The following is a 14,704-nucleotide window of genomic DNA, read 5'->3' on the forward strand; positions in this document are numbered from 1 at the left end:
TTGAACTTACGCGGCTGTCCTGCCGCCGCTCAGAGGGGAGTCGCCAGGCTGCGTTGCGGCTTGACGGCGGTGACAAGATCCACGTCGGCCATGACCCGCGCCGTTTCTGGCGATGCCAACGCCGCTTCCATGGCTCCCTCGTCGCGGAAGGCGCAGGGCGCGATAGCGATCAGGCCGCCGCCGTCGCCTTGCGGAAAAAATCCGCTGACGCGTTCCAGTCCATAGGGGCCCCAACATTCGCGCACGAGCGGGAGATGGACGTCGATCCAATGGTCGCGGTCGAATGGCGTATCGGCAGTCCCGGCGTAGGTCACATACATGGTGATCATGGTTGAACGCGCCGGTTGTCAGTGTCGAAGTCGGTCGCGACGGAGATGTCGCGCCAGGCGGCTATGTCGGCGCGGAAGGATTCCAGCTTCCGCTCCGCGATCCGATGTGCGATCGGCCCTAGCGGCAGGTGCAGCGGCGGATGCTCCGCATCGATGGCCTGCAGCATCACGGTGACGGCCTTGGCGGGATCGCCTGCCTGCCTCCCGTTATTGGTTTCACGATAGTGCCGCCTCGCGTGCGCCGTGTCGGCGTAGACGGCGATCTCTCGCCTTGCGGTGACGATCGAGCGACCGAGAAACTCGGTGCGGAAGGGGCCGGGCTCGACGATGATGACCTTCAGTCCGAGCGGGCGAAGCTCCTCCGCGAGCGCTTCGGACAGGCCTTCCACCGCGAATTTGGTCGCATCGTAGAAGCCGGAGCCCGCCGAACCGGCGATACCGGCGCCGGAGGAGAGGTTGACGATGCGGGCACCTTCCCGCCTGCGCAGCGCCGGCAGCGCGGCGCGGGTCGTCTCGATCAGGCCGAACACGTTGACCTCGAACATCGGTCGATATTCGCTGGGCTCCCCCTCCTCGATCGCCCCGATCAAGCCGAAGCCGGCATTGTTGACGAGGACATCGAGCCCCCCGAACGCGCTTTCGGCCAGCGCGACCGCCTTTGCGGCATCGCCAGGCCGGGTGACGTCGAGCGACATGCTGCGCACCGTATCGGGGTAACGCTCGCACAGCGTCTGCAAGGGATCGGTGGAACGCGCGGTGGCGACAAGGCGATCGCCACGCCCTGCGACGGCCTCGGCGAGTTGCTTGCCCAGACCCGCCGAACACCCTGTAATCAGCCAAGTTTTCATCTTGTACTTCCTCGCTGCGATGGTCGAGCGCCACGTAGTCCGGCGCAACGCGACCCGAACGGCTCGCAATCCGAACCGGCACGAGGAGGATCTAGGCGATTAAATTTGTTCTAGTACCGACAACATTGTACTTCTGCCGTTCATTTTTGTGGGGTCATGCCGTGGAGTGGAGCGACGTCAGAATTTTCCTGGCCATAGCCCGATCCGGCACGTTGGGCGCCGCCGCCCGCTTACTTCACCTGAGCCACCCGACGGTCGGGCGCCGGCTTAGGGCGCTGGAACAGGCCACAGGCCATACGCTGTTTCAGAGAACCGCCGACGGTTTCGTATTGACCGACGAAGGCACCGCCATCATCGCCCTGGCGGAGCAGATGGAAGAAGGCGCTCTGGCCATGGAGCGGCGGCTTGCCGGGCAGGAGCAAAAGCTGCAGGGCAGCCTGCGCATATCATCTGCCGACTGGTTCGGCGCCTACGTCCTGCCGCCAATCATCGCTGATTATGCAAAGACGTATCCCCATGTCGATGTCGAGGTCCTGACGGGTACACGCTTGTTCAGCCTCGCCCAGCGGGAGGCCGACATCGCCTTCCGGATCGTCCCGTTCGACACGCCCGATGTCGTACAGCGACGGCTGGTCCGACTGGCCTATGGCGCCTACGTCGCGGCGGACTCTCCCGAGCCGGCATACGGCGATGGAGCTGGCTTTCGGCTCATTACCCATGACACGTCGACGGGCCAGTTCCCGGATATCGCCTGGCTCACGGAGAGGTTCCCGAACGCGAGGCCCGTCCTGCGTTCGAACAATCGGAATGTGCAGGGGCGCATGTGCAGCCAAGGCATCGGTATCGCCGTTCTGCCACAAGTCGTCGGCAATCAGATGGCGGGCCTACGCCGGCTCAACCTGCCGGCCGAGCCACCCGGACGGGATATCTGGATGGGCTATCATCGTGACATGAGGCGTCTGCACCGTCTGCGAGCCTTCATCACCACGGTGACCAATCACATCGCGAACGCGCAATCCTGACCCGGAGCGCTGGAGACCGGTAACGTTGGCTCCGATCTGGGTCATGCCCGCGTTCGAGGTGCTGCGAGTTACTGCACAGCCTGGGAGTCAGCCGCGGCTGGCGGCGCGGCCCGCTCCGCCCGGCCGGCGCTCACCCGCCGGTGGCTCGGCGGCGGCGGCCCTGTGGTTGTCGATGGACCGATGAACCACCTGCACGATGCCCTTCATCACCTGGTCAAGCTCGTAGTCCTTCGGCGTGTAGACCGCGGCGACGCCGATGTTCTTGAGCACGAGCTCGTCCTCCGGCGGCACGATGCCGCCGACGACGACGGGGATGTGGTCGAGGCCTTCGAGGCGTAGGCGCGCCTTCACCTCCCGCACCAGCGGGACGTGGGACCCCGAGAGGATCGACAGGCCGATGACGTGCGCGTTGGTCTCCCGCGCCTTGGCGACGATCTCGCCGGGCGTCTGGCGAATGCCGTCGTAGGTCACGTCCATGCCGACGTCGCGGGCCCGCAGCGCCACCTGCTCGGCGCCATTGGAATGGCCGTCCAGGCCCGGCTTTCCGACGACGAGCCGCGGGGTCTCGCCGATCCGCGCGGCGAGGTCGGCGACCAGCAGCCTGACCTCCCGCTCCATCTCGGGCGACTTGGTCTCGACCGTCACGCCGGTCGGCGCCCGGTACTGGCCGAAGATGTCGCGCAGCGTCTCGCCCCATTCGCCGGTGGTGACACCCGCCTTGGCGCAGGCGATCGAGGGCTCCATGACGTTGCGGCCCTCCCTGGCGGCCGCGGCGAGCTCGGCCAGAGCGGTATCGGCCGCGGCCTGGTCGCGCTTGCTGCGCCACTCTTTGATGCGGGCCACCGCCTCCATCTCGACCGTCTCGGGCACGGTGAGGATGGCGCCCTCGCCGGCGGTCAGCGGCGACGGCTCGGTCTCGGTCCAGCGGTTGACGCCGACAACGGTGAGCGTGCCGGCCTCGATAGCGGTCAGCCGCTCGGCGTTGGATTCCACCAGCGCCCGTTTCATCGTGCCGTTCTCGACGGCGACGATGGCGCCGCCCATGGCATCGATGCGGGCAAGCTCGGCGCGCGCGGCGGCCTTCAGCTCCTCGACCTTGCGCGTCACCTCGGCCGATCCGTCGAAGATGTCGCCGTAGTCGAGCAGGTCCGTCTCGTAGGCCACGATCTGCTGCATGCGGATCGACCATTGCTGGTCCCAGGCCCGCGGCAGGCCGAGCGCCTCGTTCCACGCCGGCAGCTGCACGGCCCGGGCGCGGGCGTTTTTCGACAGCACGACGGCGAGCATCTCGATCAGGATGCGGTAGACGTTGTTCTCGGGCTGCGGCTCGGTGAGGCCGAGCGAGTTCACCTGCACGCCGTAGCGGAACAGCTTCTGCTTGGGATTGGTGATGCCGTAACGTTCGGTGCAGATCTCGTCCCACAGCTCGGCGAAGGCGCGCATCTTGCACATCTCGGTGATGAAGCGCAGGCCGGCGTTGACGAAGAAGGAGATGCGGCCGACCACCTCGCCGAACGTCGCCTCGTCGACCTCGCCGCTGGCCTTCACCGTGTCGAGCACGGCGATCGCGGTCGCCAGCGCGTAGGACAGCTCCTGCACCGGCGTCGCTCCCGCCTCCTGCAGGTGGTAGGAACAAACGTTCATCGGGTTCCACTTCGGCAGCTCGCGCGTGGTGAACAGCGCCACGTCCTTGATCAGCCGCATGGACGGTGCCGGCGGGAACACGTAAGTGCCGCGCGACAGGTACTCCTTGATGATGTCGTTCTGCGTCGTGCCGGTCAGCGCCGTGCGCGGTGCGCCCTGCTCGTCGGCCACGGCGATGTAGAGCGCCAGCAGCCAGGCCGCCGTCGCGTTGATCGTCATCGACGTGTTCATGGTGGCGAGCGGGATGTCGGCGAACAGCGCGCGCATGTCGCCGATGTGCGAGATCGGCACGCCCACCTTCCCGACCTCGCCGCGCGCCAGCTCGTGATCGGGGTCGTAGCCGGTCTGCGTCGGCAGGTCGAAGGCCACGGACAGGCCGGTCTGGCCCTTGGCGAGATTGCTGCGATAGAGCTTGTTGGACTCCGCCGCCGTGGAGTGGCCGGCATAGGTCCTGAAGATCCAGGGCTTGTCGCGCCCGGGCGCCGAGGAGTGGGGCGCCTGGCCCGCTTTCGCTCCGGTCATGTCGCTGTCCACCTTCTGCTCGTCGCCGTCATGTTGCTCTGCACCATTCTAGACGGGAATGGTGGGTCCTGTCTCGCCTCGCGCTTTTAGACGAGCCGCCCCGGCCGCGCTTGCTATCACATATGCCTAAGCGGCCATTTGGGGTCTTGGCCTTGGCTCCCATTCGTGAGAGTAGCACGGCGACCCGCGGAAGTCGCAAATGTAACAAATCGGATGGGCCGGTTTTGCGCACCGCAACATTGGGCTATGATGCCGGCTTGAAGGCAGCCGGAAACGAGTAGGAATTTCTATGAGCGCCGTCCACAAGCTGAAATCCGATGCCGCCAAGGGCCACTATGCGATGGGCGAGGTGCCGCCGCTCGGCCATGTACCGGAGACGATGACGGCCTGGGTGGTCCGCAAGGACCGGCACGGCCCGCCGGAGACGGCGATGCAGATCGAGACCATCCCCACCTGGTCGATCGGCGAGGACGAGGTGCTCGTCTACGTCATGGCGGCGGGCGTCAACTACAATGGCGTGTGGGCGGCGCTGGGCGAGCCGATCTCGCCGCTTGACGTGCACAAGATCCCCTATCACGTGGCCGGCTCCGATGCGTCCGGCGTGGTCTGGGCCGTCGGCAGCAAGGTCAAGCGCTGGAAGGTCGGCGACGAGGTGGTCGTCCACTGCAATCAGGACGACGGCGACGACGAGGAGTGCAACGGCGGCGACCCCATGTTCTCGCCCTCCCAGCGCATCTGGGGCTACGAGACGCCAGACGGCTCGTTCGCCCAGTTCTGCCGCGTGCAGTCGCGCCAGTTGATGCCCAAGCCCCGGCACCTGACCTGGGAAGAGGCGGCCTCCTACACGCTGACGCTCGCCACCGCCTACCGCATGCTGTTCGGCCACGCGCCGCATACGGTGAAGCCGGGAGACAACGTGCTGGTGTGGGGTGCCTCCGGCGGTCTCGGCGTCTTCGGCGTGCAGCTGTGCGCCGCCTCGGGCGCCAACGCCATCGGCGTCATCTCCGACGAGTCCAAGCGCGACTACGTCATGCAGCTGGGCGCCAAGGGCGTGATCAACCGCAAGGAGTTCGACTGCTGGGGCCAGATGCCCAAGGTGAACTCGCCCGAGTACAACGCCTGGCTCAAGAACGCCCGCGGCTTCGGCAAGGCGATCTGGGACATCACCGGCAAGAAGGACGTGGACATCATCTTCGAGCATCCGGGCGAGGCGACCTTCCCGGTGTCGGCGCTGGTGGTGAAGCGCGGCGGCATGGTGGTGTTCTGCGCCGGCACCTCCGGCTTCAACATCACCTTCGATGCCCGCTACGTCTGGATGCGGCAGAAGCGCATCCAGGGCTCGCACTTCGCGCACCTGAAGCAGGCGGCCGCCGCCAACCAGTTCGTGCTCGACCAGCGCATCGACCCGTGCATGTCGGAGGTCTTCCCCTGGGCGGAGATCCCCCTCGCCCACACCAAGATGTGGAAGAACCAGCACGCGCCGGGCAACATGTCGGTGCTGGTCAACGCCCCGCGCACCGGCCTGCGCACCTTCGAGGACGTGGTCGAGGCCGCCGGCTGAGGCGGACGGCAGCGAGGCCGTCGGCACCTATCGGCCGGCCCGCTCCCGCGGTCGCGTGCTCTACGCGATCGCCGGGCCTCCTGGCCATGGCAGCTCGGGCGCCGCACGCGCCTCATCCCGGGCTGATGCCGTCGTTCTCGGCGTCCGCCAGGGCGGCGTTGAGCTCGCCACCGAACAGGAAGATCGCGGCCAGCAGGTAGAGGAAGACCAGCGCGATGGCGCCGGAGGCGAGGCCGGCGTAGGTGGTGACGTAGCCCCTGCTGCCGAAGTCCTCGAGATAATAGCCGAAGATCGTGCCGCCGGCGAGCCACAGGATCATGGTGGCGAAGACGCCGGGCAGCACGTCCCGCAGCCGCCGCCGCCCGGCCGCCAGCGCCATGTGGGCGAACAGCAGCACGACGAAGATGACGGCGCCGGCGATGAGGAAGCGTGCCAGCGCCACCAGCGTGCCGAGCGGCTCGAGCGCCGGCACGTAGCTGGTCAGCGTCGCCCACAGCACCGGCCCGAGCACGACGAGCAGGGCGAACACCAGCAGGGCGATGGCGCCGAACAGCACGAAGACGATGGACTCCACCCGCGTCCAGTACCACGGCCGCCATTCGTAGCAGCGGTAGGCGCGGTTCAGCCCGACGCGCAGAGCCTCGATCCCGCTCGACGAGAAATACAGCGCGAACAGCGCACCGACGGTCAGCGCGTCCCTGCGGGTCACCGTCAGCACATGCCTGATCTCGCGCGCGATGGGCTCTGCCACTTCGACCGGCCAGACCTCGAAGAGAAAGCCCGCCGCCTTGTCCGCCAGCTCGGCCGAGCCGAGCAGGCTCGCCACGGCCGCCATGACGATGATGAACGGAAACAGCGACATCAGGATCGACATGGCGATATGGCTCGCCAGCGCCCAGCCGTCATGCTCGAGGAAGCGCAGCGCCGCCGTGTAGACGGTGCGGAACACCAACGCGATCCGGGACACCGGGCCTCCTTCGTCGGCTGAGCCATCTGCCGCACGGCAGAGCGAGCGCCGCTGGATTCGGGCGAACTCGCGCAGTTTGCCGAAGGGGGCCGGCAACGCAATGGCGCGGCGGGGGCCGTGGCGTGTCGAGACAATCTGTTGAGCCGGCAATCGAATGGCGTCGCAGCGCCGCTTGCACAGTCCGGCCTGCACGAGCCGCCGTTGCGTCGGCGGGCCCGCCGTGGTTGCTGGGCGCCGTCATGCGCCGCTCGCTTCCCGACCGCCTCGCGCCACCCGCCTTCGTCCTCATCTGGGCCAGTGGCTTCATCGTCGCCCGGCTCGTGGCGCCGCACGCGGAGCCGCTGACCTTCCTGACCGCCCGCTACGTCGGCACGACGGCCCTGCTGACGCTGCTGGCCCTGATCGCCGGCGCCTCATGGCCCGCGACCGGCCGGGCGTGGTTCGACGCCATCGTGGCCGGCATCCTGCTGCAGGCGATCTATCTCGGCGGCGTCTTCTGGGCGGTGAGGCACGGCCTGCCGGCGGGCATCGCCGCGCTGATCACCTCGATGCAGCCGATCCTGACGGGGCTGCTCGCCGGTCCGCTGCTCGGCGAAAAGGTGACCGTCCGCCGTTGGGTCGGCCTCGTGGCCGGCGTCGTGGGCGTAGCGCTTGTGCTCGCACCGAAGCTCGGCGTGAGCGACGGCCTTCCCCTCGCCGCGCTCTTCGCCTGCATCGTGTCGATGTTGGCGGTGACGCTGGGCACCCTCTGGCAGAAGCGCACCGGCGGCGGCGACCTGCGTACCCAGGCCGCGGTGCAATTCGCCGCGGCCCTGGTGGTGACGCTGCCGGTGGCGCTGCTGACCGAGAACCTCGAGTTCGATGCCTCGGCCGAGGTCTGGGTCGGGCTCGCCTGGGCGGTGCTCGGCCTGTCGACCGGCGGCATCCTGCTGCTGCTCGGCCTCATCCGCCGTGGTGCCGTGGCCGGCGTCTCCGCCTTGTTCTACCTCGTCCCGCCGGTGGCCGCGGTCATGGCCTACGCCCTCTTCGGCGAACAGCTGGGGCTCGTGCAGATCGCCGGCATGGCCATCGCCGTGGCCGGCGTCGCGCTCGCCCGCGGCTGAGCCGCCGCCACGCATATCGCCGTTGCCTCGCCCCGTGGCTCGGCTATGTTGCGACGCAGTTAGACGGTTCAGAACCGGTCCACGCAGCACCGATTTCGAGGACATTGCCATGAGCTCCGCGGCGACCGCCACAGCCCAGCCCGCGACCGACATCATCGCGCTCGCGCGCCAGGCGTCGCTGGATCTGGAATCGTTGCTCAGCGCCGCGACGGCGGCCGTGCGCGACCGGGTGAGCGAGGGCGGCAAGGTCTCCTCGGCACAGCTCGACGCCGAGCAGCACGCGACCCACGGCCTGTCGTGGCTCGCCACCTACGTCACCGGCGTGCGCGAGGCGGTGCACTGGGCCGAGCGGCTGACCGCCGACGGCCAATTCGGCGAGGTGGAGCAGCTGCTGCTCGCCATCGCCGCCGGCGAGTACACGGCGCAGATCTTCGGCGGCATCCCGATCAGCCAGAACGAGATCGTGCGGCTGGCCGACCTCGGCCTCGACGGCCACACCGTCGCCGCCCGCCGCACCGCCGCCATCGAGGAGCTGATCGCCGGCGGCAACACGCCGGCGGCACGCGCCCGCCTGGTGACCTTGATGCGCGATATGGACGGCGGCTCCAGCATCGGCGCCACCGGGCTCGACGAGACGCTGGAGGCGATCCGCTCGGAGATGAAGCGTTTCGCCGATGCGGAGGTGGTGCCTTATGCGCACGAGTGGCACCTGACCAATTCCTACATCCCACTCGAGGTCGTGGCCCACATGGCCGAGCTCGGCGTGTTCGGCCTGACCATCCCCGAGGAATACGGCGGCATGGGCCTGTCCAAGGTCTCCATGTGCGTGGTCTCGGAAGAACTGTCGCGCGCCTATATCGGTGTCGGCTCGCTCGGCACCCGCTCCGAGATCGCCGCCGAACTGATCCTGGGCGGGGGCACCGACGCGCAAAAGCAGCACTACCTGCCCAAGATCGCCTCGGGCGAGATCCTGCCGACCGCGGTGTTCACCGAGCCCAACACCGGCTCCGACCTCGCTTCGCTGCGCACGCGCGCGGTGAAGGAGGGCGACGTCTGGAAGGTCTACGGCAACAAGACCTGGATCACCCATCCGGTCCGTGCCGACCTGATGACCATGCTGGTGCGCACCAAGCCCGACGCGCCCGGCTACCGCGGCCTGTCGCTGCTGCTCGGCGAGAAGCCGCGCGGCACCGACGAGGACCCCTTCCCGGTCGACGGCCTCACCGGCGGCGAGATCGAGGTGCTCGGCTACCGCGGCATGAAGGAGTTCGAGCTCGCCTTCGACGGCTTCGAGGTGAAGGGCGAGAACCTGCTCGGCGGCGTCGAGGGCGAAGGCTTCCGCCAGCTCATGCAGACCTTCGAGGCGGCCCGCATCCAGACCGCGGCGCGCGCCGTGGGCGTTGCCCAGTGCGCCCTCGAGCTTGGCCTGCGCTACGCGCTCGAGCGCGTGCAGTTCGCCAAGGCCCTGGTCAACTTCCCGCGCGTCGCCGACAAGCTCGCCATGATGGCGGCGGAGCTGATGATCGCCCGCCAGCTCACCTATTTCGCCGGCCGCGCCAAAGACGAGGGCAAGCGCTGCGACCTGGAGGCCGGCATGGCCAAGCTGCTCGCCGCCCGCGTCGCCTGGTCCAATGCGGACAACGCTCTCCAGATCCACGGCGGCAACGGCTTCGCGCTGGAGTACGCCATCAGCCGCGTGCTCTGCGACGCCCGCATCCTGTCGATCTTCGAGGGCGCCGCCGAAATCCAGGCCCAGGTCATCGCCCGGCGCCTGATCGAAGGCGGCAACTAGCGCCGCCCCACGCTGTCGTCCTGGCCGGGTCGTCAGGCCCGGCCCTCTGGAGCATTTCGAGCGAAGTGGACGCCGGTTCGCGCGAAGAAAATGCGATAAAACAAATAGATAGAGCATTTCGGCGATTCGGAGAAACGCGAAAATGCTCCAGCCCGGACCATCGCAATGCCGCGCAACCTCGTCTCCACCGGCTCGCCCATGGAGGCGACGTTCGGCTATTCGCGCGCGCTGGTGGACGAACCCTTCGTGTTCGTAGCCGGCACGACCGGATATGACTATGCGACCATGACCCTGCCGGCCGACGCCGAGCAGCAGGCGCGCAACGCCTGGACCACGATCGCTGAGGTCCTGGAGAGTGTCGGCTTCAGCCTGCACGACATCGTCCGCGCCACCTACTATGTGACCGACGGGTCGCACGCCGAGCCGCTGCTGCGGGTCTGCGGAGAAAGGCCGGCCGAGATCCGCCCGGCCGCGACCCTGCTGGTCGTCGCCGGCCTTCTCGAGCCCGCCACGAAGATCGAGATCGAGGTGACCGCGCTGCGCCGCGGGCGGTGAGCGGGTTGATGGTTCGACGAGACATCATGGCGCTCAAGAAGGGCGATGGCTCACCAGCCGATGCAGCTGCGGCGCGTCATGGTCAGGACCGACTTCTGCCGAAAGCGAGCCTTATAGGCCGTGGCGACGGCACGGAGGCTGTCGGCGTCGGCCGCCAGCGGCGGGTCGGTCGGAACCGCTATCACCACCACCTTGGACCGCTCGCGCGCGGGGCGGCCAGCATCGGTCCAGTAGCCGGCCGCGTCCAGCACCGTCAGCCCGCCTGGAAAGCGCGGCACCACCTCGTCGTCGATGAAGCGCGCAAAAGCGCGCTCGCCCACCGCCTCGGCCGGGCCGACGTTGCGGCCGAAGACCATCTCGATGACGGTGCCGGCGCGTGTCCCTTGCGGGCACCGGGGGGTGTCAAACGCGGGCGCCGCCGCGCAGGCGCCGATCGGTAGGGCAAGGAGGACGACGGCGAGCCGCATGGGCGCACAGTGCCCACCCGGGGGGCGCCTCGGCAAGTCGCGCCGCGCGCCTGTCGCCCCGGATCAGGGCCGGCGGGTTGGCAGCACCGCCCGGACGGCCTAAACAGCGCTCCCGCGAGCTCCCGCCAAGCCAGATCCGGGCCCGTCCGATCCATGCCCGCCCCCGTCGCGACCTCCGCCGCGCCCCCGCGCCGAAATGCGGCGCTCGGCTTCATCTTCGTCGCCGTGCTGATCGACGTGATGTCGCTCGGGCTGATCATTCCCGTGCTGCCGAAGCTGGTCGAGGGCTTCACCGGCGACACGGCGCGGGCCGCCGAGATGCTCGGGCTGTTCGGGACGGCCTGGGCGCTGATGCAATTCGTGGCGGCCCCGGTGCTCGGTCTGCTGTCGGACCGCTACGGCCGGCGGCCGGTGCTGCTGCTGTCGATCTTCGGCTTCGGCTTCGACTACGTGATGATGGCGCTGGCGCCCTCGCTCGCCTGGCTGTTCGTCGGTCGCGTCATCTCCGGCATCACCGCCGCGAGCTTCTCCGCCGCCGGCGCCTACATTGCCGATGTCACCAAGCCGGAAGACCGGGCCAAGAGCTTCGGCCTGGTCGGCGCCGCCTGGGGCGTCGGCTTCGTCCTGGGGCCCGCCATCGGGGGGCTGCTCGGCGAATGGGGGCCGCGCGTGCCGTTCTGGGCGGCTGCCGCCTTCGCCTTCGTCAATGGCCTCTACGGGCTCTTCGTCCTGCCTGAATCCCTGCCGCCGGAGCGGCGCAGCCCCTTCCGCTGGCGGCGCGCCAATCCCCTGGGCTCGCTGGCGCTGCTGCGCTCGCACCCGGAGCTGCTGGGGCTTGCCGCAGTCACCTTCCTGTTCCAGCTCGCCCATCACGTGCTGCCGAGCATCTTCGTGCTCTACACGTCCTACCGCTACGGCTGGGGCACCTCTGAGCTGGGATTGATGCTCGCCGCCACGGGGGTCGCCAACATCGTCGTGCAGGCGCTCCTCGTCGGGCCCATCAGCCGCGCCGTCGGCGACCGGGGCGCCCTGCTGGCCGGCTTGGCCTGCGGCGCCCTCGGCTTCGCCATCTACGGGCTGGCGCCGACCGCTCTCGTATACTGGCTCGGCCTGCCCGTCTTCGCCCTGGTCGGGCTGATCCAGCCGGCGGTGATGGCGCTGATGACCCGGCGGGTCGGCGCAGCGGAGCAGGGCCAGCTGCAGGGCGCCAGCGCCAGCATCATCGGCCTCACCGGTCTCATCGGACCGGGCCTCTTCACCCTTGCCTTCGCCTGGTCGATTCGAGGCGACGCCAGCCAGGCGCTGCCGGGGCTGGCGGTGCTGCTCGCCGCCGGCCTGATGGCGGCCGCCGCCCTGCTGGCCGCGGCGGTGACGGCCGCATCGCCGGCACGGCAGGGCGAGGACCCCGGCTGAACCGAAAATGACGCGCGCGGCCCCGGGCTGCGCGAACCTGCCGATACACCGATGCGCGATTTAGTTGACTAGGAAATCATACCGATATAGTTTCCTAGTCAATGAACGAGGTTGCCATGTCGTCGATCCAGCCCGTCTCGGACCTCACCGCACATATTGGCTTCTGGCTGCGCATGGTATCCAACCACGTGTCCCATGCCTTCGCGGACAAACTGGCCGACAAGCGGGTGACGGTAGCCGAATGGAGCCTGATGCGCGCGCTCTACGGCAAGGAGCCGACGCCGCCCAGCCGGCTCGCGGACGAGATGGGCATGACGCGGGGAGCGATCACCAAGCTCGCTGACAGGCTGATCGCGAAGTCCCTGATCGCGCGCGAGGCCAGCGCGAGGGACGGCCGCGCACAGACACTCACGCTGACGGATCGCGGCAGTAACCTCGTGCCGGACCTGGCCGCGCTTGCCGACCGCAATGATGCCGAATTCTTTGAATGTCTCGATGCAGATGAACGGAAAGCGCTCGAGCGTCTCCTGAGGAGCCTGGCCCGACGCCGCCGCATGACTGCATTCCCGATCGGATGAAGACGATCGAACCACATCCCGGAGCAGCTTATGAACGATCGGCAGAAAGCAATTGCCCGGTCCTGTCTCGACGGCGCCGAGAGCAATACCATGACCTTTCCCCAGATCGTCGGAAGACTGATTGAAGCCGGATTCGAAAGCTACTGCATCGACTTCCGGCGGGCCACCGCGACCTACTATTTGGCTGGCAGCGAGAGCATCGAACTGGCGACCCACCGCGTCGACGCCGCCGTCGCGCCGACGTTCGATGTCGCGCTGATGCAGACTGCGATCAGGGAAGCGCAGCACCTGGTGCCTGGATATACCTACAAGCGATTCTGCGAGAGGGCCGTTGCGGCCGGGTGCGCCGGCTATATCGTGTCGCTCTCCGGCCGCCGCGCTCTCTATATCGGTCGTACCGCCGAAACCCACGTCGAGCATTTTCCAAACCAGTAGATGGGCATCTGCCGTCCGCTATCCGCCCGATTAACTTCGAGTGGTCTTTGCCAATCGGCCCTCGCCGTCAGCGTCGCCATCGCGTGTTCCTGCGCAGCCTGCCCGGTGACCGCCCTTGGACCGGGTCAGCGCCAAGCGCGGCCCGCAGAGAAGCGCCCCAGATTCAGGCGCTTGGCGCAGCTCTATGCGATCAGGCGATTCCATCTGATCGCGAAATGCTCTAGAAACCGCGCCATTCAGCTCCTCCTTTTCGCATGCGCTGGCCGGCGCACGCGCAACCGCGCAGGGATAGCCATGGCATCGTTCAATCTTCTCCTCCTCCCGGGTGACGGCATCGGCCCCGAGGTTGCCGCCGAGGTGGAAAAGCTGGTGAAGTGGTTCGACCGGCAGGGCCTCGCCAGGTTCGAGGTCGAGCACGACCTCGTCGGCGGCGCCGCCTATGACGCGCACGGCGCTGCCATCTCGGACGCGGCGATGGCCCGGGCCGAGGCGGCGGACGCGGTGCTGTTCGGCGCCGTGGGCGGCCCGAAGTGGGACGGGGTGCCCTATGCCCATCGGCCGGAGGCCGGCCTGCTGCGCCTGCGCAAGGACCTCGGCCTGTTCGCCAATCTGCGCCCGGCGATCTGCTACCCGGCGCTCGCCGATGCCTCGTCGCTCAAGCGCGAGCATGTGGAGGGGCTCGACATCGTCATCGTGCGCGAGCTCACCGGCGGCGTCTACTTCGGCGAGCCGAAGGAGATCGTGACCCTGGAGAACGGCGAGAAGCGCGCCGTCGACACCCAGCTCTACACCACCCACGAGATCGAGCGGATCGCCCGCGTCGCCTTCGAGCTGGCCGCCCGGCGTCGCAACCACGTCGCCTCGGCGGAGAAGCGCAATGTCATGCGCACGGGCGTGCTCTGGAACGAGGTGGTGACCCGCGTCCACAAGGACGAGTATCCCGGCGCCCGGCTGGAGCACGTGCTGGCCGACAACTGCGCCATGCAGCTGGTGCGCAATCCAAAGCAATACGACGTCGTCGTCACGGACAATCTGTTCGGCGACATCCTCTCGGATGTGGCGGCGATGCTCACAGGCTCGCTCGGCATGCTGCCATCGGCTTCGCTCGGCGCCGAGGATCCGGCCACCGGCAAGCGCAAGGCGCTCTACGAGCCGGTGCACGGCTCGGCGCCCGACATCGCCGGGCAGGGCCTCGCCAACCCCATCGCCATGCTGGGCTCGTTCGGCATGGCGCTGCGCTATTCGTTCGGGCTGGTCGAGGCGGCGGACCGGCTGGAGGCCGCGATCGCCAGCGTACTGGCCGCCGGCCTGCGCACCCGGGACATCGCCGCTCCGGGCGCCAATGCGGTGTCGACCGGCGAGATGGGCGATGCCGTCGTGGCCGCACTGGCGAAAGCCGCGTGAGGCACCCGACTGGCCGAGGCCCGACGGCCTCGGCCGCCCGTGGGTTACGGGCCTGCTCAGCTGA

14 protein-coding genes are annotated in these 14,704 nt (G+C 68.3%); 9 read left to right on the top strand and 5 right to left on the bottom strand.

Annotation, left to right across the window (positions count from 1 at the left end; all coding sequences use genetic code 11):
- Positions 1–29 precede the first annotated feature (29 nt).
- Together IEW34_RS03575 and IEW34_RS03580 are read right to left on the bottom strand one after the other, a co-directional pair.
- Positions 30–329, bottom strand: a complete 300-nt coding sequence (locus IEW34_RS03575) for an EthD family reductase (protein WP_188607716.1) — start codon at positions 327–329, stop codon at positions 30–32.
- Positions 326–1,177, bottom strand: a complete 852-nt coding sequence (locus IEW34_RS03580; RefSeq protein ID WP_188607974.1) for an oxidoreductase — start codon at positions 1,175–1,177, stop codon at positions 326–328. The genes IEW34_RS03575 and IEW34_RS03580 overlap by 4 nt, the downstream gene beginning before the upstream one ends.
- A 161-nt stretch (positions 1,178–1,338) precedes the next feature.
- On the opposite strand from IEW34_RS03580, the gene IEW34_RS03585 reads away from it, so the two are divergent.
- On the top strand, positions 1,339–2,199 hold the full coding sequence (locus IEW34_RS03585; protein ID WP_188607717.1) for a LysR family transcriptional regulator: 861 nt from the start codon (positions 1,339–1,341) through the stop codon (positions 2,197–2,199).
- A gap of 87 nt (positions 2,200–2,286) precedes the next feature.
- On the opposite strand, the gene IEW34_RS03590 is transcribed toward IEW34_RS03585, so the two are convergent.
- Positions 2,287–4,365, bottom strand: a complete 2,079-nt coding sequence (locus IEW34_RS03590; RefSeq protein WP_188607718.1) for an ethylmalonyl-CoA mutase — start codon at positions 4,363–4,365, stop codon at positions 2,287–2,289.
- A gap of 289 nt (positions 4,366–4,654) precedes the next feature.
- Here IEW34_RS03590 and ccrA point away from each other — a divergent pair, with 289 nt between their 5' ends.
- The gene (gene ccrA, locus IEW34_RS03595; protein WP_188607719.1) at positions 4,655–5,926 is read left to right on the top strand and encodes a crotonyl-CoA carboxylase/reductase; all 1,272 of its coding nucleotides are present in this window, start codon (positions 4,655–4,657) and stop codon (positions 5,924–5,926) included.
- A 112-nt stretch (positions 5,927–6,038) separates the two neighbouring features.
- Here the strand turns inward: ccrA and IEW34_RS03600 are convergent, their stop codons facing one another.
- A complete protein-coding gene (locus IEW34_RS03600; RefSeq protein ID WP_244641735.1) occupies positions 6,039–6,893 on the bottom strand; it encodes a YihY/virulence factor BrkB family protein in 855 nt (284 codons plus the stop codon).
- 239 nt (positions 6,894–7,132) lie between these two features.
- Between IEW34_RS03600 and IEW34_RS03605 the strand changes: the two genes are divergently transcribed.
- The 3 genes from IEW34_RS03605 (at position 7,133) to IEW34_RS03615 (ending at position 10,343) form a co-directional block, all read left to right on the top strand.
- Entirely contained in the window at positions 7,133–7,996 is an 864-nt protein-coding gene (locus IEW34_RS03605; protein ID WP_188607720.1) for a DMT family transporter, read from the top strand.
- A 109-nt stretch (positions 7,997–8,105) separates the two neighbouring features.
- The gene (locus tag IEW34_RS03610; RefSeq protein WP_188607721.1) at positions 8,106–9,788 is read left to right on the top strand and encodes an acyl-CoA dehydrogenase family protein; all 1,683 of its coding nucleotides are present in this window, start codon (positions 8,106–8,108) and stop codon (positions 9,786–9,788) included.
- Between the two features lie 165 nt (positions 9,789–9,953).
- Complete coding sequence (locus IEW34_RS03615) at positions 9,954–10,343, top strand: RidA family protein (protein ID WP_188607722.1); 390 nt, start codon at positions 9,954–9,956, stop codon at positions 10,341–10,343.
- 50 nt (positions 10,344–10,393) lie between these two features.
- Here the strand turns inward: IEW34_RS03615 and IEW34_RS03620 are convergent, their stop codons facing one another.
- On the bottom strand, positions 10,394–10,810 hold the full coding sequence (locus IEW34_RS03620) for a DUF3574 domain-containing protein (RefSeq protein WP_188607723.1): 417 nt from the start codon (positions 10,808–10,810) through the stop codon (positions 10,394–10,396).
- A 153-nt stretch (positions 10,811–10,963) separates the two neighbouring features.
- On the opposite strand from IEW34_RS03620, the gene IEW34_RS03625 reads away from it, so the two are divergent.
- The 4 genes from IEW34_RS03625 (at position 10,964) to leuB (ending at position 14,640) form a co-directional block, all read left to right on the top strand.
- The gene (locus tag IEW34_RS03625) at positions 10,964–12,223 is read left to right on the top strand and encodes a TCR/Tet family MFS transporter (protein ID WP_188607724.1); all 1,260 of its coding nucleotides are present in this window, start codon (positions 10,964–10,966) and stop codon (positions 12,221–12,223) included.
- A 116-nt stretch (positions 12,224–12,339) separates the two neighbouring features.
- Positions 12,340–12,801 carry a MarR family winged helix-turn-helix transcriptional regulator gene (locus IEW34_RS03630; RefSeq protein ID WP_188607725.1) on the top strand — a complete coding sequence of 154 codons (462 nt, stop codon included), beginning with the start codon at positions 12,340–12,342 and terminating at the stop codon, positions 12,799–12,801.
- A 30-nt stretch (positions 12,802–12,831) separates the two neighbouring features.
- On the top strand, positions 12,832–13,236 hold the full coding sequence (locus tag IEW34_RS03635; RefSeq protein ID WP_188607726.1) for a DUF1398 domain-containing protein: 405 nt from the start codon (positions 12,832–12,834) through the stop codon (positions 13,234–13,236).
- Positions 13,237–13,530: 294 nt separating this feature from the next.
- Positions 13,531–14,640 (top strand): 3-isopropylmalate dehydrogenase, encoded by a 1,110-nt coding sequence (leuB, locus tag IEW34_RS03640; RefSeq protein ID WP_188607727.1) that lies wholly within the window; start codon positions 13,531–13,533, stop codon positions 14,638–14,640.
- Positions 14,641–14,704 lie beyond the last annotated feature (64 nt).

Origin of the sequence: Chelatococcus reniformis, from assembly GCF_014640075.1 — a bacterium.
GTDB classification, from domain to species: domain Bacteria; phylum Pseudomonadota; class Alphaproteobacteria; order Rhizobiales; family Beijerinckiaceae; genus Camelimonas; species Camelimonas reniformis.